Source organism: Rhodococcus sp. OAS809, from assembly GCF_040546695.1.
GTDB classification, from domain to species: domain Bacteria; phylum Actinomycetota; class Actinomycetes; order Mycobacteriales; family Mycobacteriaceae; genus Rhodococcus_F; species Rhodococcus_F qingshengii.
Map to the genome: position 1 here is coordinate 3,827,707 of NZ_JBEPOI010000002.1, position 23,819 is coordinate 3,851,525.

The window sequence follows — 23,819 nt, forward strand, 5'->3', positions numbered from 1 at the left end:
TTTGAAGGATTCCGTTCACGGCCGTCATCGGCCCTGAAGTTCGCTCGCAAGTAACTACAACCGAGGAGTAATCCCTTGCCACACCGTCGACCGAAGCCCTCGCTCGTACTCGGGGCTGTAGCCGCAGTGGCTGTCGCAAGTCCTTTTGCGGTCTACGGCTTCACGAGCACTACGTCCGATGTACGTTCCGCGAACGAGACGACGTCAGTAGCAGTGCCGACCCAGATCGCAGAGGTGCTCCTCGCGTCGGTGCCCGACATCATCATTCCGGTCAAGGAGCTGACCGGTCTCGATCTCCCCGACATCAACCTCGGTGATCTGAGAAACCTCAAGCTCCCGACCGAAATCCCGCTACCTCCCGGGATCACGCTGCCGACCGAGCTGTTCCCGGCACCCGCTGCTCCCGGCGCCCCGACCGAAACCGCTCCGGTTCCTTCCGAGGAAGAGCCAGGTGCCGTGGTCAAGGAAGTCACCCGCGACACTCCGTTCAGCATGGTCGCGTTGACCTCGGACACCATCGCCTCGGCGCAGTCCAAGGTCCGCGCCCTGGCCGAAGACGGCACCTGGGGCCCGTGGTTCACCCCTGACGCCATCGACTCCGCCAGCTCGGATCAGGCAACCAACGCCGGTACCGCCACCGAACCTGTCTTCGTCGGCGCCACCAAGTCCATCCAGATCCTCACGCCGCAGGGTGCCGCTGCTCCCGCAGCCGAGGTTGTGCCGGCCCCGACTCCGGAAGCTGCCCCCGCGCCCGCTCCGGAAGCTGCCCCCGCGCCCGCTCCGGAAGCTGCCCCCGCTGAAGCACCCGCAGCCACCGGCGAACTCGGGTACACACCCGCTTCGGTGTCCAAGCCGCTTCGCCAGGTGACGACGGCAGCAGATGCCGTCACCGCCGTGTTGATCGACCCGGGTGCCAGCGAGGCAGACAGCAATCTGCAGGCCGTCGCAGCGCCGCTCGGCGGCAGCGGACCGTCCGTCATCACCCGTGCTCAGTGGGGAGCAGACGAGTCACTTCGCTGCGACTCCCCCACCTACGACGACTTCATCGGTGGCGCGACCGTTCACCACACCGCAGGTAGCAACAACTACACGAAGGCCGAATCGGCCGGCATCGTCCGCTCGATCTATGCCTACCACGCACAGACGCTCGGCTGGTGCGACGTCGGATACAACGTCCTCGTCGACAAGTACGGTCAGACCTTCGAAGGCCGCGCAGGCGGACTCGACAAGGCAGTTCAGGGTGCACACGCGGGTGGATTCAACGAGAACACCACCGGTATCGCGATGATGGGCGACTACTCCACCGTCGAGCCTTCGCAGGCGACGCTCAACGCCGTCGGCAAGTTCCTCGGTTGGAAGCTCGGCATGGCCGGACTCGATCCCAAGGGCCGAACGACGATGTACTCCGAGGGCACCGAGTTCACGCCGTACCCGCAGGGCGCAGCAGTCGATCTGCCGATCATCTTCGCCCACCGCGACGTCGGAAACACCGCGTGCCCGGGTGATGCCGCATACGCACACATGAACGACATCCGGAACATCGCGGCCGCGAACATCGGGGGAACGTTGAACCCCTCGAACCCCTCCAATCCGTCGACACCCGCGCCCAAGCCGACCACTCCGGTCGACACGGTCACCGGTGGCACCGGTTCGTCGATCCCGGATCTGGTCACCCAGATTCTGCAGATCACCGACAATTCACCGCTCGCGCAGAAGTGGATCGCCGAAGGTGGCGAGATCGGACGCCTCGGCCAGGCACTGTCCGGAATTCTGCAGGCGAAGCTCGGCAACCAGGGTGCGCTGTTCCAGAACGGCGCTGTCTACACCTCGCCGAACGGCGGAGTGTTCACCGTGCTCGGCGAGATCTTCAAGTCGTGGCAGAGTTTCGGTTCCGACGCGGGTGAACTGGGATTGCCGATCTCGGACGAGTACTCGATCCCGGACGGCCTGCGAAGCGACTTCGAGAACGGTTCGCTGATCTTCAACCAGATCACCGGCATGGTCACGAAGGTCCTCAAGACCTACAACGAGACCTTTGCCCAGGAAATGGCCAACAGCGCGCCTGTCGGCTGACACTCGAGCAGTACACGTCCTCGGGCGCTGGTGGGTTCTACGACCACCAGCGCTCGAGGACTTTTGCGACCCCGTGTGCCGAATTGGTGTCGGTGACCTCGTCGGCTGCGGCTTTGGCTTCGGGGTGAGCGTTGCCCATGGCAACGCCGAGGCGTGCCATCCCCAGCATCGGGATGTCGTTGGGCATGTCCCCGAAGGCAACCAGACCCGACAGGTCGAAGCCGAACCTCTCCGCGGCGGCAACCAGGCCCGACGCCTTCGTGATTCCCGGCGCCGAGAGTTCGATCAGTCCGTTCTCGGTGGAGTACGTCATGTCGGCGAGCGCACCGACGTGCGGAGCGAGCGTGTCGTACATCGCCGTGCTGGTCATGCCTGGACGGCGAATCAGGAGTTTGACGGCCGGCGCCGCAAGCACTTCGTCCTCGGACATCTCGGTGTTGTCCGGGTTGAGCCAGGCATGTTCGTAGTCCGGTGAGCTGACGAACTGTGGGGTGGCGGCGTCATGTGCGCTCTCCCCCACTCGTTCCGCGGCCAAACCTGCGCCCGGGAGTGCAACCAGTGCCAGCTCGGAGAGTTCGGTGAGTGCGTCGACCGACAAGGTCGCGGCGCTGAGGACGCGGTCGGCGTAGCTGTCGTAGACAACGGCTCCATTGGCGCAGACGGCGAGTGGCGCGTATCCCAAGCCCTCGACGACGGGCGAAATCCATCGCGGAGGACGCCCGGTTGCCAGCAGGAACGGCGTGCCGGATTCGACGACGGCATGCACGGCGGCGCGGGTGCGGGCACTGACCAACTCGTCGTGATCGATGAGGGTGCCGTCGACATCGGTCGCAACCAAGGTTGGGCGGTCAGGGCTGATACGACGGTCTGGGCTCACACCGCCATTGTGCCTGCCCGGTACGACGGTCTCGCTCAGCGCGCCCGCTTCGGACATCGCGAAACCGCGAGAGATTCGCGCAAAACGCATTTCAGTCCGACCGGTCTGGTATCTATTGCGGGAGAACAAGACTTTCACAAAGGGAGAAACACCCATGTCCGTGCCGCCCGATCTGCCCCCGCCGCCCTATGGAAACTCCCAGCCTTACGGGAATTCCCAGCCCTATGGCAACTCACAGCCCCAATTCCAGGTGCCTTCGCCGCAACCGCAACCTGAGAAGAAGTCGAAGAAGTGGCCGTGGATTGCCGGTGGAGTCGTCGTGTTGCTTGTCGTCGCAGGCCTCCTCGGTGGACGAGATAAGGACGACTCGAAGTCCACCGCTGCACCGACCACCACCGCTGCACCGACTACCACTGCTTCTACGACGCCTGCAGCTGTCGCACCGATCGTCAGTGCGCCGCCCGCTGCTCCTGCCCCGTCGTCCAGCAAGGTGGCGGCGCCCACGACGACCACATACCAGGCGCCCGCACCTGTGGTCACTACGACAGTTGCGCCTGCCCCGGCCAGGCCGCAGGTCAGCTCCGGTCAGCGGAACGCCGTCCGATCCGCCCAGCAGTACATCGACATGACTGCCTTCTCCCGCAGCGGACTGATCGAACAGCTCGAGTACGAAGGTTTCTCCACGGAGGATGCGACGTACGCGGTAGACAATTTGAACGCCGATTGGAACAAGCAGGCTGCGCTGAGTGCCGAGCAGTACCTCGAGATGACGTCGTTCTCCAGGTCAGGACTGATCGAGCAGCTCGAGTACGAGGGCTTCACGAGTGCGCAGGCCGAGTACGGAGCCAACGCCGTGTACTGACCGCATCAGCGCAAGCGCCGTCTATTCAGCGCGCCCGCTTCGCGCGTTCCTGTGCGTCCATGGCCGCGGCTTCCTCCGGCGTCGGTGCGCCACCGCCGAGTCGGCGAGGCACCCAGTACGCCCCGGGCTCGTGCACGAACCCGTCCTGAACGTGGCGCAGGATCGCATCCATCTCGATGCGCAGAATCTCGCTCAACGCTTCGGCGGGTTCTACCGGATCGATCGGTGCACCCACCTCCACCGAGATCGGGAAATGATTGCGGCCCAGATTTTTCGGTCCGCCCTTGGTGACGATCCGCTGGGCGCCCCAGACGATCAGCGGAATTATCGGAACGCCGGCGTCGATGGCCATCCGAGCTGCTCCGGATTTCATTTCCTTGATCTCGAAGCTCCGGCTGATCGTCGCCTCCGGGTAGACGCCCACCAGTTCGCCCCGTTTCAGGGCGTCGACTCCGGCTCGATACGCCTGCGCTCCGGCAGAGCGATCGACTTCGATGACTCCGCATCCACGCATGAGGAAGCCGAGTACCTTGTTGTCCGCCAACTCGGCCTTTGCCATCACCCTGAGCTTGCGTTTCGCGGTACCGACCGCCAGGGCCGCCGGTATGAAATCGAGGTAGCTCGTGTGGTTGATCGCGATGACGGCACCGCCGGACACCGGGACGTTCTCAGTCCCGGTGCGGGTGACCTTCACACCCTGGAAACCGCTCAGACCACGCGCGACTACCTCGACGGCGGTGTAAACGGGCTCGAAGGACATCGGTCAGCCTTCGGACTTCCGCGCCTCGCGAGCCTTGGCTTTCGCCTCGGCCTCATCGGCATCCATCTTGTCGGCCTGCTCGAGCGTCGGCGCGCTGCCACCGAGGCGAGCCGGCACCCAGTACTCGCCGGCGGGATGGTCGTAGTTCTTCTGCAGATCGAGCAGCAACTCCTGCATCGTCGACCGCAGCTTCGCCGTCAGCTCACTCGCCGGCTCGAAAGGTGCAATCGGCTCGCCGACGGCAATGGAGATGGGAGTGTTGGTGCGGCCCAAACGCTTCGGATAACCCTTCGTCCACACGCGCTGAGCGCCCCAGATGACGACGGGAACGATCGGGACGCCCGCCTCGATCGCCATCCGAGCGGCGCCGGACTTGAATTCCTTGATCTCGAAGCTCCGACTGATCGTGGCTTCGGGGTACACGCCCACCAATTCGCCGCGCTTCAGGAAATCTACGGCCGCCTTGTAGGAGTCGGCGCCCGCGCCGCGGTCGACCGGGATGTGCTTGAGGGCCCGCATGATCGGTCCGGAGATCTTGTTGTCGAAGACCTCTTTCTTGGCCATGAACCGGATGTAGCGCTTCGGGGTCCGTGCCGGCAGTCCCGCATACGTGAAGTCCATGTACCCGGTGTGGTTGATCGCGATCACGGCGCCACCGGACGCCGGGATGTTCTGCTCTCCCTTGACGGAGAACTTCAGGCCCTCGAAAGCGAAGACGGTACGGGCGATGCCGATGACTGTTCTGTAAACGGGATCCACAGTTCGCTAGCGTAGACGGGAATCCGTGATCTGACCCGCAGCAGTTCTGGGGTGGATGTTGGTCAGAATGTCGCAAAAGGGGCGTACGAACGAATGAAGTCGGCAGGACGAGCGGCAGTGGGGGCAGTCGCACTCGCCATGACGTTGGCGATAACCGCATGTGAGGACGACGGACGGACGGGAATCCTGACGGACGAACCGTCTCCGCCGACGACTGAAACCACGACAACAACCACTCTCGCACCCACGACGACAATTGCGCCCACTGCGCCGGTCGCGCCACCTCCGGTTGGTGACGTGCCCGGCAATCCGGCTGCTGCGCCGGCCTTGGCAGCTTGGGCAACGGACCTGGTGTCCTTGGACGTGGCTGCGCTCACGAACGCATGCTGGACGATGCCGCCCACAACGATCGCCGACCGATATTCGGATGTTCCCGCCATCTTGACGGCCATCGCTGCACCAGGCGTCGACGGCCAGTACGCGGTCACCTGGAGCGGCGGCGGACTCTCCGTCGCCGCCAAGCGCTCGGAGATCGCTTCCGGCTATGCGTGCCCGTTCGTCTTCCCTGCGGGGCAATCAAACTTCTACACCGCGGCCGACGCTTCCCATGCCGTCGTCAGGTTTCTCTCACGCGCCACGGGACGGCCGGTCAATACCCGCGACGTCGAGACGTTCTATCCACTGATCTGCCCCGGCAACAGCCCGTGGGATCCCGACGGCACCGGCGCAACCGGCCAGCCGCCACTCAAGCTCGATCCGAATCAGCTGGCCGGTATCAAGTCTTTCGACGCCGACGCTGCAACAGTCACTCCGGTTCGCGGCGACTACGTCCGTGTCACCCTGCCCGTCCGCGACGGAACGGGTAACTCACGCTCGATGCAGTTCACCCTGTCGATCGGCCCCGAGGGATATTGCCTCGGGGCCGCGACCTGAACTGTTCCGGTCAGGAACCGAACGGAAGGAAATCGCTCGAGCCAGCGCTTCCTGAACCGAGGCTGCCCGTGCCACCGCCGGTTGCAGCCTTGACCTGAATTGCGTGGGCCGCCGAGGTGGAGCCTGTGAATCCGGCTGCGCCACTGTAGATTGCCGAAATCGAATGCGTGCCAGTTGTGGTGAAGGTGTGGTTCAGCGCCGCGATCCCGTTGACCACTGCCACAGCGTCACCGATCGGAGTATCCCCATCCATGAACTGCACCGTTCCACCGTTCTGCACCGAACTGACAGTCGCCGACAGGGTCACCGACTTGTTCACCACGGCATCACCAGGCACCGTCACCACAGTCTCCGTGGTGACATCCGAAGGCGCAGGGTCCGTTACATTCACCGTCCGCGCCTGGGCCGAGGATCCGACTACACCGGCTCCTCCCGAATAGACCGCAGTGATGCTGTGCGCACCCGCAGAGGTAAACGAATGCGTCAGGCCGGCAGCGCCGGCCGTAACCGCTTCAGGACCGCCGATCGCGACGCCACCGTCGTAGAACTGCACGGTTCCGACGCCGACAGCATCATCCGACGACGTTCGGACGGTTGCCCACAAGTCGGTCGCCACACCAGTTTTGGCGTCGGTCGGGATATTCAGTTCGACGACGGATTCCTGGTCGGCAACACTGACCTGAACTGACTTCGCACTTGCAACCGAGTTCTTGAATCCGGCACCAGCGGTGAAATCCGCGGTAATGCTCTGTGCACCAGCAGCATCGAAAGAATGTGAGAGGGTCGCGGTGCCACCGGACACCGTCACCGGGGAACCGATCGCAGTGCCATTTGACTTGAACTGCACCGAACCCACAGCGTTGTTCGGAGCTACCGTCGCGGTGAGATCAACAGCAGTACCCGTAACCGCCGTAGCCGGAACCGACAGCGACGTCGTCGTCTCGACATCCACCGGAGCCGGATCAGAAACGGTCACCGTCTGAGCAGATGCCGACGAACTCACAAAGCCAGCACCGGCGGTGAAATCGGCCGTAACACTCTGAGCACCAGCAGCATCGAACGCATGCGACAGCGTCGCAACACCCGACGTGACTGCCACCGGAGTGCCGATCGCCGTGCCATTCGACTTGAACTGCACCGTACCGACAGCGTTGTTCGGAGCTACCGTCGCGGTGAGATCAACCGCCATACCCGTAACCGCCGTCGCCGGAACCGACAACGACGTCGTGGTCTCGACATCCACCGGAGCCGGATCAGAGACCGTCACCGCCTGAGCCGACGCCGAGGAACTCACGAAGCCTGCACCGGCAGTGAAGTCAGCCGTAACACTTTGTGCACCAGCAGCATCGAACGCATGCGACAGCGTCGCAACACCGCCAGTCACCGTCACCGGGGAACCGATCGCCGCACCGTTCGACTTGAACTGCACCGAACCCACAGCGTTGTTCGGAGCAACCGTCGCGGTCAGATCAACCGCAGTACCCGTAACCGCCGTCGCGGGAACCGAGAGTGACGTCGTGGTCACCACATCCACCGGAGCCGGATCAGACACGGTCACCGCCTGAGCCGACGCCGAGGAACTCACGAAGCCTGCACCGGCAGTGAAGTCAGCCGTAACACTTTGTGCACCAGCAGTATCGAATGCATGGCTCAATGTCGCAACACCGCCAGTCACCGTGACCGGGGAACCGATCGCCGCACCGTTCGACTTGAACTGCACCGAACCCACAGCGTTGTTCGGAGCAACCGTCGCCGTCAGATCAACCGCAGTACCCGTAACCGCCGTCGCGGGAACCGAGAGTGACGTCGTGGTCACCACATCCACCGGAGCCGGATCAGACACCGTCACCGCCTGAGCCGACGCCGAGGAACTCACGAACCCTGCACCGGCAGTGAAGTCAGCCGTAACACTTTGTGCACCAGCAGTATCGAATGCATGCGACAGCGTCGCAACACCTGACGCAACTGCAACCGGTGAACCGATCGCAGTGCCGTTCGACTTGAACTGCACCGAACCCACCGCATTGTTCGGAGCCACGGTAGCGGTCAAATCAACCGCAGTACCCGTGACCGCCGTAGCCGGAACTTGAAGCGTTGTAGTCGTACTCAGCGCTGAGCTCGAGATCTCGATGGTCTGAGCTTGCGCGGTCGAACCACCAAAACCTGCAGTACCTGAATAGACCGCAGTGATCGAGTGCGATCCTGCCGTAGTGAACGTGTGATCCAGGGTCGCCGCTCCGCCAGTCACCGCGATGGGTCCGCCGATGTCGATGCCACCGTCCTTGAACTGGACCGTTCCGCCGTTAGCTGCCGGTGAGATGTTTGCGGTCAGCGCGACCGAGGTCTGCTCTACGGCACTACTCGGGACTGTCAACGACGCAGTCGTCTGTACATCGGCAGCGGCCACGCTCACTGTGCGTGCTGGTGACGTGGATGTCAGAAACTCGAGAACACCGTCGTATACAGCGGTGATGGAGTGATCGCCTGCCGCGGTGAATGTATGTGGCAGTGTGGCAACGCCATTGACGACGGCCACCGGGGCGCCGATGTCAGTTCCGCCATCCTTGAACTGAACGGTGCCGCCTGTCGGTGCCGGGGAGACCTGCGCAACCAAATCGGTCGACTGACCGACCGTTGCAGCCGCGCCGGATGTCACTGTGGTCGAGGTCGCCGCCTGCGAGACGACGTTGACGGTGGCCAATGCCTGACCACCCGCATTCAACCCACCACCACTCGAATCGCGCGGAGAGCAGTTGTAGCGCTCCCAGTACCCCGGCCAAAGGGTCTCGTACTGCAAGAACGTGAACGCATTCTTCGGCGAATTGAACGCACCCGAATCACCATCTGTGGCACGCAACTTCGGCTGCACCGTACTACCCGCGGCACCGGCAACCACCGTCACGTCGATCGCGGGCAACCGGAAGGTCTTCCCTGCCCCTACCTCGATTCCACCGTCACTGTTCTTGCTCGTGCTCGGGCCGTTACCGCCCTTGTTGTTCGAGTCAGCAGTCTGATTGTTCCCCGAAATACGCAGATGCGTACCCGCGCCATCCGGCGAACCGCCGTCGTTGATCCGAATCACCGACGGAGTTACACCGGACAAATTCGACGAAGTACCTGCCACGACCTGAGCATCCACCAACGACACCCCTGCAGGTATATCGAAGTCGTACTTGAGCCGCGTCCATTTACCGACACTGCGGCCTGCATGCCCACCCGTCGGCACCGACATCACGTTCGGCTGAACCCGATAGGTGAACGTCGACCCCGCCACCACCTTCTCCGGTGCAGACACCGTCACACCCGTCGAATGAAACACATCCGCGATATCAACAGCCAGATGTTCGTAACCATCGCAACCCAGCTTGAACCCGATCGAGTTCTCCACCGCGGGAGATGACGTCGGAGCTGCCGAAGCAACGCCACCTGCCACCAGCACGCCACCGACCAACGCCGCCACCACGACCGCGGAACTTCTTCTCACCAACACGAACTCTCCTCAGCTAGCAACAGACGTGGATCGGGAACCGCACGGAAGGAGGTCACTCGAACAGAGCGGAAATCGGAATGGAGCTGGACGCTCGTACAGTACCCGTCAAAAGTAGTACTTGTATCAGTTATTTCAGACAAATATTCATGAATTGCCAATAGTTCAGCTAACGACCGATCAGCGATTCCCGAAGAGCGATGCCCCCTTGCACCTATGGGCGCAAGGGGGCATCACATCATCGGAGAATCATGAACCGAACGGCAGCGACAGTGAACCGAGCGAACCGGAGCCACCACCCCCGTTGCCGACGTTCACAACCGATGCAGTCGACGTGGAACCCGTGACGCCCTGGGCTCCGCTGTAGACCGCGGTGATCGAATGGTTGCCGGTCGTGGTGAAGGTGTGGCTCAGCACGGCCTGCCCACCGACAACATCAACGGCAGTTCCGATCGGAGTCGTTCCGTCGAAGAACTGGACGGTTCCCGACGTCGCGCCGGAAGAACTGACCACAGCCTTCAGCTGCACCGCCGTGCCGACCTTTGCCGAGGACGGAGCCGTCAACGACGTAGAGCTTTCGACATCCGACGGGGTCGGAACCGTGACATTGACGTCGACAGACTCCGCAGTGGACGACGTGAACACACCGGATCCACTGAATACAGCCGAGACTGCAAAGGTGCCTTCTGCTCCGAAGACGTGCGGGAGCTTGGCAACTCCGTCAACAACCGCGACCGGGGCGCCCAGATCGACTCCACCGATCTTGAACTGGACCGTTCCGCCGGACGGTACCAGGGCGTCCGAGGGATCTTCGGACACTGTCGCGAAGAGATCAACAGGCAGTCCGACCTTGGCTTCACCCTGAACACTCAGCACCGTCTTTGTCGCCTTGTCGACCGGAGCCGGATCCGACACCGTCACCGTCTGAGCAGGCGCCGACGAACTCACAAACCCAGCTCCAGCGGTGAAGTCGGCCGTAACACTCTGCGCACCAGCAACATCGAACGCGTGCGACAGCGTCGCAACACCCGCGGAGACTGCCACCGGAGTGCCGATCGCCGTGCCGTTCGACTTGAACTGCACCGTACCGACAGCAGTATTCGGAGCAACCGTCGCCGTCAGATCAACAGCCGTACCCGTGATCGCCGTCGCCGGAACCGAGAGTGACGTCGTGGTCTCGACATCCACTGGAGCCGGATCCGACACGGTCACCGTCTGAGCCGACGCCGACGAGCTGACAAAGCCGGCACCCGCGGTGAAGTCGGCCGTAACACTTTGCGCACCAGCAGCATCGAACGCGTGCGACAGAGTCGCAACACCGCCAGTCACCGTGACCGGGGAGCCGATTGCCGTGCCGTTCGACTTGAACTGCACCGTGCCGACAGCGTTGTTCGGAGCAACCGTCGCGGTCAGATCAACCGCCGCACCCGTGATGGCAGTCGCGGGAACCGACAACGACGTCGTGGTCTCCACATCCACTGGAGCCGGATCCGACACGGTCACCGTCTGAGCAGGCGCCGACGAGCTGACGAACCCTGCACCAGCGGTGAAGTCAGCCGTAACGCTTTGAGCGCCAGCAGCATCGAACGCGTGCGACAGAGTCGCAACACCGCCAGTCACCGTGACCGGGGAGCCGATTGCCGTGCCGTTCGACTTGAACTGCACCGTACCGACAGCAGTATTCGGAGCCACGGTAGCGGTCAGATCAACAGCCGTACCCGTGATCGCCGTCGCCGGAACCGAGAGTGACGTCGTGGTCTCCACATCCACCGGAGCCGGATCAGAAACGGTCACCGTCTGAGCCGGCGCCGAGGAACTCACGAACCCTGCACCAGCGGTGAAGTCAGCCGTAACACTTTGTGCACCAGCAGTATCGAATGCATGCGACAGCGTCGCAACACCTGACGCAACTGCAACCGGTGAACCGATCACCGTGCCGTTCGACTTGAACTGCACCGAACCCACAGCGTTGTTCGGAGCAACCGTCGCGGTCAGATCAACAGCGGTACCCGTGATGGCAGTCGCGGGAACCGAGAGTGACGTCGTGGTCTCGACATCCACCGGAGCCGGATCCGACACGGTCACCGTCTGAGCAGGCGCCGACGAGCTGACAAACCCTGCACCAGCAGTGAAGTCAGCCGTAACACTTTGTGCACCAGCAGCATCGAACGCATGACTCAATGTCGCAACACCGCCAGTCACCGTGACCGGAGTGCCGATCGCAGTGCCGTTCGACTTGAACTGCACCGTACCGACAGCAGTATTCGGAGCAACCGTCGCGGTCAGATCAACCGCCGCACCCGTGACGGCAGTCGCGGGAACCGACAACGACGTCGTCGTCTCCACATCCACCGGAGCCGGATCAGAAACGGTCACCGTCTGAGCCGACGCCGACGAACTCACAAATCCTGCACCAGCAGTGAAATCAGCCGTAACACTCTGCGCACCAGCAGCATCGAACGCATGGCTCAATGTCGCAACACCGCCAGTCACCGTGACCGGAGTGCCGATCGCCGTGCCGTTCGACTTGAACTGCACCGTGCCGACAGCGTTGTTCGGAGCCACGGTGGCCGTCAGATCAACCGCCGTACCTGTGATGGCAGTAGCCGGAACCGAGAGTGACGTCGTGGTCTCGACATCCACCGGAGCCGAAGCAATGCTGATCGTCGCGAGTGGACCTGCACCAGCGTTGAGAGGCGTGGTGTCCTTGTTCTCGCGAGGCGAGCACCGGGTCGGAGCCCACTGTGTACCAAGGAAACTCGCCTTTGCGAGCTGAGTGCTGAAGTTTTCGCTGGCACCGAGGTTGCCGGCCGCACCCGCGGTCCTCACCTTCGGCTGGATCACTCCCGTCGCACCAGCGACCATTGTTACGTCGACTGCGGGAAGTCGGAACCACGTGTCTCCGTTGCCGTTTGTCGAGCCATCGAGGTTCTTCTTGGACTTCGGTACTCGAATTCCACCCTCCGAGTTCGTGCTCGTCGTCGGACTGTTGCCGATCACCTGGTTGTTTCCTGACAACCGCAGGATCCCGCCGCTGCCGTCGACATTGCCAGAATCGTTGACTCTGAGAACATTCGGTGCGACATTGTCGAGTCCGATGGAGGTACCTGCGACGACGGTAGCGGAAACGTACGTCGCATTGCTCGGGATGGCATAGTCGATTTTCAGACGTGACAAGTTCGTAGTAGTCGCTCCGGAGTCCTTGTCCGGATATGACGTTCCGCTCGGCTGAATTCGGTAGGTGAAAGTCTCGCCGGGCTGGACAGAAGCCGGGGCGTCGACCGTGATGAGGTTGTCGGTGACCTTGTGGACGTCTCCGATAATCGATCCGGCAACGCACGCTGTTTTGAAACCGGTGGTCGAGATAGCAGCTGACGCGGGCGTGCCGACCAGCAGCATTCCGGCGACCATGGCGGTTCCGGTTATGGGCACGGCGAATCGCCGCAACTGAGAGATTTGGGGCATGGGCACTTCCTTCGGAAGGGCAAACATGAGCAGTGGATTCGGACAAAACGTGTGCGCGCCGTCACAACATAACGAAAAAACTAGTACGTGTACTACTTTTGGCAAGACACTTGTCCAATTCACCCCGGACTCACCCTCGTATCACCAGACGCGGGATGGAAAAGCAGAGTATGGAAACTCGATTGAACGCAAAACTATCGCCAAAGCGGCCCATCGACAACGCTTTTGGTGGTCACCGCGCCAATCGGCGGGAAAAAGTTGATATTTCGTCAGTTCAGAAAAAGTTCCAAACCTACCAGTACGAAAGTACGAAAAGGGCCGCGACGGAGTCCGTCGCGGCCCTGATTGTGTTGGTTCAGCGTGTCAGCGAAGCACATCCGTGCCGACAAACGGCACCAATGCCTCGGGCACTCGCACCGAGCCGTCGGCCTGCTGATGGTTCTCGAGAATCGACACGATCCAGCGCGTCGTAGCCAAGGTGCCGTTGAGAGTAGCGGCCGTCTGCGGCTTGCCGTTCTCGTCGCGGTACCGAACTCCGAGGCGGCGGGCCTGGAACGTCGTGCAGTTGGACGTCGATGTCAGCTCGCGGTAAGTGCCCTGCGTCGGGACCCATGCCTCGCAGTCGAACTTACGCGCAGCCGAAGAACCGAGGTCTCCGCCGGCGACGTCGATCACGCGGTACGGAACGTCGATGGCCGCCAACATGTCTCGCTCCCACCCTAGGAGACGCTGGTGTTCGGCGTCGGCGTCCTCGGGACGGCAGTACGTGAACATCTCGACCTTGTCGAACTGATGAACACGGATGATGCCGCGGGTGTCCTTGCCGTAGCTTCCGGCCTCGCGGCGGAAGCACGACGACCAACCGGCGTAGCGCTTCGGGCCTTCGTTCAGTTCGAGGATCTCGCCCGAGTGGTAGCCGGCCATGGGTACCTCGGAAGTTCCGACGAGGTACAGGTCGTCATCCTGCAAGTGGTAGATCTCGTCCGAGTGAGCACCGAGGAAGCCGGTACCGGCCATGATTTCCGGGCGTACGAGCACCGGCGGAATCATCATCGTGAATCCGTTGGCGATCGCCTTCTGCGCAGCCAACTGCAGCAGTCCGAGCTGGAGCATGGCCCCGTAGCCGGTCATGAAGTAGAAGCGCGAACCCGAAACCTTGGCGCCGCGTTCCATGTCGATCAGGCCGAGCGACTCGCCCAGCTCGAGGTGATCCTTCGGCTCGAAGTCGAACTTCGGAATCTCACCGACGTGTTCGAGAACGATGTAATCGTCCTCGCCGCCGGCCGGCGCACCTTCTTGTACGACGTTGGAAATCGCGCGGTGTGCGGCGTCGAGCGCGGCCTGCGCCTCGTGCTGCGCGGCCTCGGCTTCCTTGACCTTTGCCGCCAGTTCCTTGGAACCTTCGAGCAGTGCGGGACGCTCCTCCGGAGATGCCTGTCCGACCTTCTTGCCGAAGGCCTTCTGCTCTGCACGGAGGTTGTCTCCGGTCAGAACGGCAGCGCGTCGGGACGCGTCGGCTTCGAGCAGAGCGTCGACCAGTCCTGGATCTTCTCCACGGGTGCGCTGCGACTCGCGGACGATTTCGGGGTTCTCACGGAGAAACTTGAGGTCAATCACGACTTCGAACTTTACCCACTCACTGCAGCTCTCCGACGGTCACGTCCACGTCGGAGAGGGAGAGATCACGATTCGAGCAGACTCAGGTAGTCCTCGCGTCCGAACATCCGAGCCGCGTCGACCGCCGTCGGGTGTCCACCTTTCGGGTCGGCTCCCCCGCTCACCAGCGCTTTCACCACCGCATCCTCGCCCTTGAAGACCGCCCCGGCAAGGGGCGTCTGGTTCTTGTCGTTGGGTCGGTTGACGTCGGCACCGCGCTCGATCAGGGCAACGACGGCGTCAGCGTGACCGTGGTACGCCGCCAACATGACGAGCGTGTCGCCACTCTCGTTGGTCAGATTGACGGGAACTCCGGCATCGACGTACGACGCCAGCCCGGCTGCATCACCGGTTCGTGCCATGTCGAAGAGCCGGCCCGCCAGCTCGACAGCCTCGGGATCGAGTGGGGTGTTTTCGCTCATGACTACAAAATACTCACAGACGCGATTGTGAGTTTTGTAGTGAAGGTTCGATATCGCCACGGCAACAGGCATGATGGAATCGATGTCCGAAGACAAGATCGAGAAGTCGCCAGATCCGGCCGATCCCCAGGGGACGCCGGCGAAGAAAACTGTCTCCGCGAGTCGCACCCGTCGGGTCCTGGCTGCTGTGGCGGTAGGTGCGGTGGTCGCCGCGATCGCAACGATCGCGATTTCCGGTGGATTGAACAAGGACGACTCGTCCTCGGTCAGTGTCAGTGGTGGCGGTCCCGCAGCGACGGGATCGACTCGCGACGACGCCTTCACCGCGGCTGCGGCCGGCGACTGCCTCAACTGGACGCCTGCGACCGAGTCGGGCGGAGACCGCACGGACATGTCGAAGGTTCAGTGCGGAACTGAACACCGCTTCGAGGTAGCCGGACCACTCGACCTCTCGGTGTTCCCGGGCGCCGAGTTCGGCCCCGGTTCCCGGTACCCGGGCGCCCTTCGATTCGCCGAACTACGCGACGAGCACTGCACACCCATCGTCATGTCCTACCTCGATTCGAAATTCGATCCCAAGGGCAAGTTCAGCGTCGGCTTGATGTTCCCGAGCGAATCGGGTTGGGCTTCGGGCGAGCGCGCACTGCGTTGCGGGTTGCAGTTCTCGACCACGACCGGCGAGCTACAACCGTTCGTTGGCCGCGTGGCGGACCAGGACCAGTCGAACGTGTGGGACGTCGGCACTTGCATCGGCATCAACCAGAACCTCCCGACCGATCCGGTCGATTGCGCGAAACCGCATGCATACGAGGTTATTTCGGTGATAGACCTCGGCACTCAATTCCCGGGCGCAATGCCGTCGGTCGAAGATCAGGACCGCTATCTCGAGGGCGTCTGCACTCAGGCGTCCAACGAGTACCTTGGTTCCGCAGACGCGCTTCGCGACAAGACGCTGACACTGTTCTGGGACAACATTTCACTGGAAAGCTGGTTGGCCGGCAGCCGCCGAGTCAATTGTTCGATCGGCAAAGAGGTCGAAACCGGCGGGTTTGCCGCGATCACCGGAAGCGCCAAGGGCGACATCCTGATCAACGGCGCCGCTCCGGTCCCGCCACCCGCTGCACCGGAAGGTCGGTCGTTGCCGACGCCGTTGCCCGGCGCAGCTCCGCCGTCGTAAGCCATGACGGTAACTATGACGCCCGACCGGTTCGAGGAACTGGTCGGCGAGGCGCTCGATCTGATTCCGCCCGAACTTGCCAAGGCAATCGACAATGTCGTGGTGCTTGTCGAAGCACGTGACGAGGAAGAGCCGGGGCTGCTCGGTTTGTATCAGGGCGTCGCTCTGACCGAGCGGGATTCTCATTACGGTGGGTACCTGCCGGACACGGTCACTATTTTCCGCGATTCGATACTCGACATCTGCGCATCCGAGGACGAGGTTGTTCACGAGGTTGCCGTGACCGTCATCCACGAGATCGCGCACTATTTCGGCATCGAAGAAGACAGATTGCACGAACTCGGCTGGGGCTGAGGGCAAAGTCGTCCGATTTCGGGGGGAACCAAAAGCGGGCGGTAGGCATCAAAGTATGTGCGGGGGGATATCGACGGCTGTGCGCACGGCCTCCCGACCACTTATCCGCCCTGGTCAGGAAGGAGTTCGGCACTATGCACGTCGACCCTCAAGCCCTAGTTGCCGCCGCAATGGAACTCGAGTCTGCGGCGACGCGATTGCGCGGAATCGTCTCTACTGCGCAGCCGACGCTACGCGTTCTCCCAGCGGGATCCGAAGAAGTGTCCGGTAGCGCGGCAAATTACTTCAACACCATTTCGGGCAGCCTTGCCTCGTCCACCGATCGGGCAATCGAGGAGCTCACCGCGGCTGCGGCAGCTCTGCGCAAGAATGCAGCTGCCTACGAGCTCGAAGACCAGCTCACCAAGTCCAGCCTGGCAGCCGCACCGATCTGATCGACAGAAATCGAACTCGGTAACTCGGCAACACAGTCACACTTCCTGGGGGGAAGAACAATGGTCGGCATCACCGGCGTCATCTGGTATCCACGGGGCGCAGCACCCAACTCCGCAGCACTGGTCGCCGGAGCCGGGCCGGTCCCTCTCGGCGTGGCGGCCGGAGCCTGGTCCACCGTGTCGTCCGGACTCACCGACACCGCTGCGTCCATCTCTCGCGTGATGGCGGATCTTCGCACCGGGTGGTCCGGAGAAGCAGCGGATGCCGCATTGAGCAAATTCGCACCGTTCCAGGAATGGGCTGCAGCGGCCGCGTTGCTCGCGGGAGAAACCGCAGGTAAAGCCCAAGTACAGTCCGGTTCCTACACCTTCGCCACCCTGGCCATGCCGTCGCTGGCGGAGATCGCGGCAGTTCAAGCGGCAAAGGTCGCCGCGTACTCCATCGGCGGTGCCCTGGTCGGCGGTGCCGCCGCCGCCGAGGCTGCCGAAGAAGCTCTCAAAATTCGAGCGGCGGTGACAATGGAAACGTACGACGCCGCAACGGCCCATCTGGCCGTGCAGCAGAACTTCGACTCACCACCGTCCATCGCGGAACCCACAGCTGGGGCATCCGCTTCGGCCGAAAGCCCAGGCAGCGCCGCACGACAGTCCGTCGTGCAAGCGGCATCCACGCTCGCTGACGCAATCGCGGATCCCGTGCGCGCCGCCACCGCTGCTGTCGCATCCGTAGTTTCCAACCCGGTATTTGCCGCCGCTGCCTCACAGGCCGGTGCCATCTCCGGTGGAGTTGCCACCGCAGCCAGCGCCACCACCACCGCAGTCACAGGCGCCACCACTGCCGCATCAGCTCTCGCGACGGCAGGAGCAGGACTCACCGGACTGGGCGGCGCGGGACTCGGCGGCGCAAGACTCGGCGCTTCCACACCATCACTGTTCGGCACCCCGTCGGCAAGCCGGGCACCGGCACAGGTCAGCGCAGCTTCCGCGACTACAGGAGCCGGAGCAATCGCGGGCTCGTCGTCGAGCAGCAGCACCGGTCGGCACGCTCTTCCTGATCCCTCCACCGGCCAGAGCGCCACACGCCAGAACCCCGTGACCTCGCCGGTTCAGGGCACCGCGGATACCGTCAAGGTGGATCCGGCCCGAACCGCAGGCGGATCTGCGCCGATCGCCGGCGGCCGTCATGCGGCCCAATCTGAAGACGAGACCGAGCACGACACACCCGATTACCTGAAGCACTTCGAGCACTTCGCCGACGGCCGAACAGTCATCCCGTCCGTGATCGGTGGCGCACTCGAAACTGCAGAGCATTGATGGTGGATCTCGGCACCTCACCTGAGGGGTGGAATTTACCTGTCGTCGCCCTGTCACAGGACGAAATCGACTATTTACGTGAGCGACTCGGACTCGATGGGCTTCCCGTGGTTCTCGGTGGCGCGACGGTTCACGGCAGTGCGAGCGCTCACCGTACGGCGATGCAGTCCGCGGCAGATTCACTCTCCGAGCGCGATCTCCTCCCCGGTGGGGAGATCCATCACGACCTCAGTGCCCGCCTGCGCGTCCTGACCCACCCCAAGTGGGAGTTGGCGCTGCGTCGGCATGTCGGCGGAAGCATTTCACGCCTCTGCGTCGCGCAGGGCGAATTCCTTTGTGTCGAAGCAACTTCAACCGATTCTTCGTTCGCATTACGCAGTGTCACAACCGAACCAGCTGCACCCGTTGTCACCGCGCTCGGCAGCGCCGAAGCAATGCCGATTGCCGTGATCAACGCACCGACCGAGATGCTCAGCCTGGCATTCGGCGCCGGCCCGGATGCAGGCAGCGTAACCTCGGCCTTGATCAACGCCGGAATACCCGAAGACGACGCGCGCCAACTGGGTAGCGCAATCGTCTCATGCACCGCCTTCGCCGAATTGGTTGGAATACCACACAGTTTGGGAGCGACGACGCTCATGACCGGCGCAGTGACTGTGTACGACACCTTGTCGGGTCGGCTGGTCGGTTCGACCACTCGGGCCGCCGACGGCACCGAATGGACGTCCATCAGTTCCGGAACATCCCATCGCCTCCGACAAGCCGTGAACGCTCTGGTAACGGAACTCGAGGAATCGGCGCCGGAGACTTCCGGGTAACCTCGGGGCGTCCCTTCAACGCCCGGAGCCTTACTTCAGCATGCAGTTCTCGCGTCAACCGTCGTCACCGGGCGAACAAGGCTCGGTCGCCACGATCGACCGGCCGAACGATGAACGGGCAACAACACCGCACCGACAAGACCTGAACGGACTGCGTGGCCTCGCCATCGGTTTGGTGGTCGTGTTCCACGTGTGGTTCGGACGGGTATCGGGCGGGGTGGACGTCTTCCTGGTTCTGTCCGGATACTTCTTCGTCGGCTCACTGGTTCGACGCGCCGAAGCCGGGGGTTCACTCAACCCGGTCCCGGCACTGCGGCGGGTGTTTCTGCGGCTGTTCCCCCTGATCGCGGTGGTCAGCATTTTGACCGCACTGGGGACCGCGTTGCTGCTGCCACGCACACGCTGGGCCGATCTGGGCGATCAACTGATCGCGGTGCTCGGGTTCTTCCAGAACTGGCAGCTCGCCAGCACCGCAAGCGACTACCTGGCCGCCGACGGCTCGGTCACTCCCCTGCAGCACCTGTGGTCGATGGCCGTACAAGGTCAGTTCTATCTCCTGGCCATCGCACTGGTCTCCGTGATCGCTTATGTGGCTTCACGCGTGAATCCCAACTATTTCCGCCCGTCACTCGCGGTCACCCTTCTGGTTCTGACCGCAGGATCTTTTCTCTACGCACTCGCCAAATCTTCACGTCACCAAGCCTGGGCGTACTACGACTCCGGTGCCAGGTTGTGGGAATTGGCACTCGGTGGTCTGCTGGCCGTTCTGATGACCAGCACACGCAGTCGGCAGATCGCATCCCTGCCGTTCTCGGTCAGAGCGACGATCGGCTGGGCGGGTCTTTCGTCGATCCTGTTGTGCGGCATAGTGCTCGACGGCGCCCAGCAGTTCCCCGGCCCGTGGGCGCTGGTGCCGGTGCTGGCCACTCTTGCGCTGATCCTGTCCGGAGTCGGCGACGACACGCCTTGGACGTCGAAGACGCTCGCCCATCCGGCACTGACGTGGCTCGGCTCGTTCGCATTCGCGCTGTACCTGATTCACTGGCCGATTCTGGTGTTTGCACTCGTGATCACCGGACGCCCCGAAGCCGGCCTGCTCGGCGGGGCACTGATCATCGCCCTCTCCGTCGCGGGGGCGCTTGCACTTCGGCGCCTGATCGAGGTTCCGGTGGAACGTGGAGGCCGCTCGCGCCGGTACACCGTCCTGGCTTGCGTCGTCACCGCTGCCGTGGTCCTCGCCGCTTCGGTCGCCTGGCAGTCGTACGCGAGCAGCCAGACGACGGGCCAGCGGGCAGTCGACACCCTCGACCTCCCGACCCATCCCGGCGCACTCGCGCTCACCGACGGTGCCGAAGTACCCAAGGCGTCGATGGTTCCCTCGATCTTCGATGCGCCACTGGACCTTCCGGCCAGTACGCTCGACGGCTGTATCGCCGATTTTCTCGAGCGGGACGTCGTCCACTGCACCTACGGCGACGCCGACGCAGACAGAACCATCGCGCTCGCGGGTGGTTCGCACTCCGAGCACTGGCTCACTGCGCTCGACGAACTCGGCAAGAGTCACGGGTTCCGCGTCGACACGTATCTGAAGATGGGCTGCCCGCTCACCATCGACTCCATACAGACGTTGTCGGACAACGACTATCCGGATTGCGTCGACTGGTCGCGTGGAGTGCTGACCGAGTTGGCCGACGCCTCACCCGATTTCGTGTTCACGACGGCAACCAGGCCGAGTTCCGACGGCCCTGGCGACGTGACGCCCGAGTCTTACGTACACGTGTGGGAGGAACTGGGGCGCGACGGTATCGACGTACTCGCCATCCGCGATACCCCCTGGCTGCACCACGACGGCGTCGCCTACCGCGCGATCGACTGTCTGGCGACAACCACGTCACCCGATCACTGCGCGATGCCACGGTCCGAAATGCTCAGCGACGTCAATCCGGCGCCGTCGGCGATCGGCGATCTGACCAACGTCCGTCTACTCGACCTAAGCGACGGCGTCTGCGGACCGGAGTTGTGCCGCGTCGTGGAGGGAAATGTGTTGGTGTATCACGATTCCCACCACCTGACAGCCAGCTACGTGAGCACGCTGTCCACTGAACTCGGGCGCCAACTGAGCGTCCAGACCGGTTGGTGGTGAAGCCGGCCGTCAGCCCATCACGTCGTCGGCACCGGGGATGAGTCGGTGCTCGAACGGCGGGTTGACGGTTCCCCAGCGCAGGCACTCCCAACCGCCGTCGACCGAAGGCAACAGTTCGACGGTCTCGGTGTTGGCCAAGTGGTTGTTGGCTGCGAACAGACCGGGGACACCGGCAAGCTGGGCTGCGACAAGACGGATCGCCGCACCATGACTGACCACGACGATGTCGCCGCCGTCTCGTGAGCCTTCGAGAAATTCTTCGCGCAACGAATTGACGACGGGGACGTACCGCTCCAGGACGTCGTATCCCGTTTCACCACCGGGGATGCGAGCGCCGAGGTTGCCGGTGTGCCAGTGATGGAACGTCTCCATGAACAGTCGGTGCGCGGCCTCGTCGGTACGATCTTCGAGGTCACCGGCCTGCACCTCGTGCAATCCGTCCCGCACGTCCAGAGAGACACCGGCGGCCTGCTCCACGAAACCTGCTGTCTGCCGGGCACGCAAAGCCAACGACGATACGAGTGCCAGCGGCGGCGCCGAAGCCAGGCCGATGCCCAAAGTCTCGGCCTGTGCCAACCCTTCCGGCGTGAGCTTTGCTCCGGGTAGTGCGGTGTCGAGACGTTTGGCGACATTCGCCTCCGTCTGACCGTGCCGAACGAGGATGAGCCTTCCGGTCATCGTTCTCCCCCTCCATGCTTGAGTTCGTCGATCCACCGAATCGCTTCTTCGTCCGAAGGAGGTTGTGGCCCGGTCGAATTCGCTGTCGCCCACGACCCCAGGAAGCGGACTCCGGATTTACGATGCAGCGCACGCATCGCCTCGGCCACCAGCGAGTCCTCGACGTGTCCGACGCAGTCCACGAAGAACCGGTACGTGCCCAATTCCGTTCGCATCGGCCGTGATTCGATCCGAGTCAGATCGATACCGCGAGCGGCGAATTCGGAGAGTGCACGCACCAGGGAGCCGGGAGCGTTGTCGAGGTGAAGCACCAGCGCGGTGCGATCGGCACCGGTCCGCGCCGGAACCGGGGCCGGCTTGGTGACCAACACGAAACGTGTGCGGGCGCCGCCTACATCGGCGACGTTGTCCGCCAGGCTCTCGAGTCCGAGCATCTGACCGGCCAAAGCCGTGGACACACCGGCGTCGACGGTTCCGGCCTGCACATCCAGGGCCGCACCGGCGTTGGACGAGGCCAACACCACCTCGGCCTGGGGCAGGTTCTCGGCGATCCATCCGCGGACCTGCGCGCCCGCATGCGGGTACGCGCCGATCGTTCGGACCTGATCGGCGGTGGTCCCGGCCCGAACCAGGATGGAGAAACTCACGTCCAGATCGGTTTCGGCGACGATCTGCAGCGGCGAACCGAGAGCGAGTGAATCGAGCGTCGGAGCTACGCCGCCTTCCACCGAGTTCTCGAAGGGAACCACGGCTCCGTCCACGGAACCGTCGCGAACCATGTCGAGAGTCGCCGGCGGACTGCCGGCCGGTACTCGCTCGACGGTTTCGCCGAACGCGCCCTCAGCCTCCAACTGGGCGAGAGCTATCTCCGTGAAGGTTCCCGACGGACCGAAATACGCGATTCTTGGCACGCCTAAAAGATTACGCACCGACCCACGCCGGTCACTGCAAACCCGCGGCACGCAAAGCCGTTTCCACTGCAGGCAGATCCGCGACCTCGATCGTGAGCAGCACCTCACGCATGGCCGACGCGGCTTCGGGGATCAGCGCGGCAAGTTTTTCCGGCTTCGGATCGACCATCGCGGCGCGCACGTCGTCGCCGCGCAGTGCAGCGACGGTGCCACACAGCAGGGCGATCACCTCGTCGCCGTCGGCCGCGCGGGCTACGAAACCGACGGACTCGTGCGCGAGTACCGCCAGGAAATCAGCCACTTCGGTGGGCGTAAGACCGGCGGCGAGTCCGGGGATCCGGCCACCTTCGCACAGACGCAGCGCCGCTTCGGCGGGTGTCAGATCCTCTTCGCCGCCGTCGACATACACAGCGAGCGGAGCGGGCAGGCGCAGCGCGATCGCGTCGTCGATCTGGTCGGTGGTGACGTCGACGTCGAATCGGACGGCCTCGTACGACGCTTCCGTGTCCGCACGCAGTTCTTCCGGATCGATATCGAGACGGACGACAACCCGGCCTGCTGCTTCGCCACCGATCAGAACCGACGCCGGAACAACCGGGAGAAAGAGTGCTTCGAGGAGTCCGCGCGAGTTTCTCGGGGCGGGCAGCCCGAGTGAGAGAGGAATGGCCACAGACAAACCGTAACCCCGGCGCAGGC

19 protein-coding genes are annotated in these 23,819 nt (G+C 63.2%); 9 read left to right on the plus strand and 10 right to left on the minus strand.

Annotated elements, in window-relative coordinates:
• Positions 1 to 75 precede the first annotated feature (75 nt).
• Positions 76 to 2,073 carry an N-acetylmuramoyl-L-alanine amidase gene (locus ABIE52_RS20910; protein WP_125050185.1) on the plus strand — a complete coding sequence of 666 codons (1,998 nt, stop codon included), beginning with the start codon at positions 76 to 78 and terminating at the stop codon, positions 2,071 to 2,073.
• 37 nt (positions 2,074 to 2,110) lie between these two features.
• Here the strand turns inward: ABIE52_RS20910 and ABIE52_RS20915 are convergent, their stop codons facing one another.
• Positions 2,111 to 2,932 carry a Cof-type HAD-IIB family hydrolase gene (locus ABIE52_RS20915; RefSeq protein WP_037131235.1) on the minus strand — a complete coding sequence of 274 codons (822 nt, stop codon included), beginning with the start codon at positions 2,930 to 2,932 and terminating at the stop codon, positions 2,111 to 2,113.
• Positions 2,933 to 3,104: 172 nt separating this feature from the next.
• Here ABIE52_RS20915 and ABIE52_RS20920 point away from each other — a divergent pair, with 172 nt between their 5' ends.
• Complete coding sequence (locus tag ABIE52_RS20920) at positions 3,105 to 3,812, plus strand: Ltp family lipoprotein (protein ID WP_081305320.1); 708 nt, start codon at positions 3,105 to 3,107, stop codon at positions 3,810 to 3,812.
• Between the two features lie 25 nt (positions 3,813 to 3,837).
• On the opposite strand, the gene ABIE52_RS20925 is transcribed toward ABIE52_RS20920, so the two are convergent.
• Positions 3,838 to 4,572 (minus strand): lysophospholipid acyltransferase family protein, encoded by a 735-nt coding sequence (locus ABIE52_RS20925; protein ID WP_007731829.1) that lies wholly within the window; start codon positions 4,570 to 4,572, stop codon positions 3,838 to 3,840.
• Between the two features lie 3 nt (positions 4,573 to 4,575).
• Positions 4,576 to 5,331, minus strand: a complete 756-nt coding sequence (locus tag ABIE52_RS20930) for a lysophospholipid acyltransferase family protein (RefSeq protein WP_003943903.1) — start codon at positions 5,329 to 5,331, stop codon at positions 4,576 to 4,578.
• Positions 5,332 to 5,424: 93 nt separating this feature from the next.
• Between ABIE52_RS20930 and ABIE52_RS20935 the strand changes: the two genes are divergently transcribed.
• Complete coding sequence (locus ABIE52_RS20935; protein ID WP_125050184.1) at positions 5,425 to 6,264, plus strand: hypothetical protein; 840 nt, start codon at positions 5,425 to 5,427, stop codon at positions 6,262 to 6,264.
• A gap of 10 nt (positions 6,265 to 6,274) precedes the next feature.
• Here ABIE52_RS20935 and ABIE52_RS20940 read toward each other — a convergent pair whose 3' ends face one another.
• From ABIE52_RS20940 to ABIE52_RS20955, 4 genes are all read right to left on the minus strand, one after another.
• Positions 6,275 to 9,748 (minus strand): beta strand repeat-containing protein, encoded by a 3,474-nt coding sequence (locus tag ABIE52_RS20940; protein ID WP_192712862.1) that lies wholly within the window; start codon positions 9,746 to 9,748, stop codon positions 6,275 to 6,277.
• Positions 9,749 to 10,000: 252 nt separating this feature from the next.
• Complete coding sequence (locus ABIE52_RS20945) at positions 10,001 to 13,216, minus strand: Ig-like domain repeat protein (RefSeq protein WP_192712861.1); 3,216 nt, start codon at positions 13,214 to 13,216, stop codon at positions 10,001 to 10,003.
• A 363-nt stretch (positions 13,217 to 13,579) separates the two neighbouring features.
• Entirely contained in the window at positions 13,580 to 14,833 is a 1,254-nt protein-coding gene (gene serS / locus ABIE52_RS20950) for a serine--tRNA ligase (protein ID WP_007736032.1), read from the minus strand.
• A 65-nt stretch (positions 14,834 to 14,898) separates the two neighbouring features.
• Positions 14,899 to 15,294: an ankyrin repeat domain-containing protein gene (locus ABIE52_RS20955; RefSeq protein ID WP_003945404.1), complete on the minus strand. Its 396-nt coding sequence runs from the start codon at positions 15,292 to 15,294 to the stop codon at positions 14,899 to 14,901.
• Positions 15,295 to 15,364: 70 nt separating this feature from the next.
• Here ABIE52_RS20955 and ABIE52_RS20960 point away from each other — a divergent pair, with 70 nt between their 5' ends.
• From ABIE52_RS20960 to ABIE52_RS20985, 6 genes are all read left to right on the plus strand, one after another.
• Positions 15,365 to 16,471, plus strand: a complete 1,107-nt coding sequence (locus ABIE52_RS20960; protein ID WP_003945397.1) for a septum formation family protein — start codon at positions 15,365 to 15,367, stop codon at positions 16,469 to 16,471.
• A 3-nt stretch (positions 16,472 to 16,474) separates the two neighbouring features.
• The gene (locus tag ABIE52_RS20965; RefSeq protein WP_007736028.1) at positions 16,475 to 16,825 is read left to right on the plus strand and encodes a metallopeptidase family protein; all 351 of its coding nucleotides are present in this window, start codon (positions 16,475 to 16,477) and stop codon (positions 16,823 to 16,825) included.
• A 134-nt stretch (positions 16,826 to 16,959) separates the two neighbouring features.
• On the plus strand, positions 16,960 to 17,259 hold the full coding sequence (locus tag ABIE52_RS20970) for a PE family protein (RefSeq protein WP_003945399.1): 300 nt from the start codon (positions 16,960 to 16,962) through the stop codon (positions 17,257 to 17,259).
• A gap of 60 nt (positions 17,260 to 17,319) precedes the next feature.
• On the plus strand, positions 17,320 to 18,573 hold the full coding sequence (locus tag ABIE52_RS20975) for a PPE domain-containing protein (protein WP_058038058.1): 1,254 nt from the start codon (positions 17,320 to 17,322) through the stop codon (positions 18,571 to 18,573).
• Complete coding sequence (locus tag ABIE52_RS20980) at positions 18,573 to 19,391, plus strand: ESX secretion-associated protein EspG (RefSeq protein WP_192712860.1); 819 nt, start codon at positions 18,573 to 18,575, stop codon at positions 19,389 to 19,391. The genes ABIE52_RS20975 and ABIE52_RS20980 overlap by 1 nt, the downstream gene beginning before the upstream one ends.
• Before the next feature lie 40 nt (positions 19,392 to 19,431).
• Positions 19,432 to 21,534, plus strand: a complete 2,103-nt coding sequence (locus ABIE52_RS20985; protein ID WP_192712859.1) for an acyltransferase family protein — start codon at positions 19,432 to 19,434, stop codon at positions 21,532 to 21,534.
• A gap of 9 nt (positions 21,535 to 21,543) precedes the next feature.
• Here ABIE52_RS20985 and ABIE52_RS20990 read toward each other — a convergent pair whose 3' ends face one another.
• The 3 genes from ABIE52_RS20990 to ABIE52_RS21000 are packed head-to-tail and all read right to left on the minus strand — an operon-like array spanning position 21,544 to position 23,793.
• On the minus strand, positions 21,544 to 22,212 hold the full coding sequence (locus ABIE52_RS20990) for a histidine phosphatase family protein (protein WP_007736019.1): 669 nt from the start codon (positions 22,210 to 22,212) through the stop codon (positions 21,544 to 21,546).
• Positions 22,209 to 23,123: a prephenate dehydratase gene (gene pheA, locus ABIE52_RS20995; protein ID WP_007736017.1), complete on the minus strand. Its 915-nt coding sequence runs from the start codon at positions 23,121 to 23,123 to the stop codon at positions 22,209 to 22,211. Before pheA ends, ABIE52_RS20990 begins: the two co-directional genes overlap by 4 nt.
• Positions 23,124 to 23,154: 31 nt before the next feature.
• Entirely contained in the window at positions 23,155 to 23,793 is a 639-nt protein-coding gene (locus ABIE52_RS21000; protein ID WP_007736015.1) for a hypothetical protein, read from the minus strand.
• Positions 23,794 to 23,819: the final 26 nt, after the last annotated feature.

Bases quoted from the DNA above. Each gene is read 5' to 3' on its own strand.
- ABIE52_RS20920 (WP_081305320.1), top strand. From the start codon at position 3,105: ATGTCCGTGCCGCCCGATCTGCCCCCGCCGCCCTATGGAAACTCCCAG.
- ABIE52_RS20925 (WP_007731829.1), bottom strand. From the start codon at position 4,572: ATGTCCTTCGAGCCCGTTTACACCGCCGTCGAGGTAGTCGCGCGTGGT.
- ABIE52_RS20935 (WP_125050184.1), top strand. From the start codon at position 5,425: ATGAAGTCGGCAGGACGAGCGGCAGTGGGGGCAGTCGCACTCGCCATG.
- ABIE52_RS20945 (WP_192712861.1), bottom strand. From the start codon at position 13,216: ATGCCCCAAATCTCTCAGTTGCGGCGATTCGCCGTGCCCATAACCGGA.
- ABIE52_RS20955 (WP_003945404.1), bottom strand. From the start codon at position 15,294: ATGAGCGAAAACACCCCACTCGATCCCGAGGCTGTCGAGCTGGCGGGC.
- ABIE52_RS20960 (WP_003945397.1), top strand. From the start codon at position 15,365: ATGATGGAATCGATGTCCGAAGACAAGATCGAGAAGTCGCCAGATCCG.
- ABIE52_RS20965 (WP_007736028.1), top strand. From the start codon at position 16,475: ATGACGGTAACTATGACGCCCGACCGGTTCGAGGAACTGGTCGGCGAG.
- ABIE52_RS20970 (WP_003945399.1), top strand. From the start codon at position 16,960: ATGCACGTCGACCCTCAAGCCCTAGTTGCCGCCGCAATGGAACTCGAG.
- ABIE52_RS20975 (WP_058038058.1), top strand. From the start codon at position 17,320: ATGGTCGGCATCACCGGCGTCATCTGGTATCCACGGGGCGCAGCACCC.
- ABIE52_RS20980 (WP_192712860.1), top strand. From the start codon at position 18,573: ATGGTGGATCTCGGCACCTCACCTGAGGGGTGGAATTTACCTGTCGTC.
- ABIE52_RS20985 (WP_192712859.1), top strand. From the start codon at position 19,432: ATGCAGTTCTCGCGTCAACCGTCGTCACCGGGCGAACAAGGCTCGGTC.
- ABIE52_RS20990 (WP_007736019.1), bottom strand. From the start codon at position 22,212: ATGACCGGAAGGCTCATCCTCGTTCGGCACGGTCAGACGGAGGCGAAT.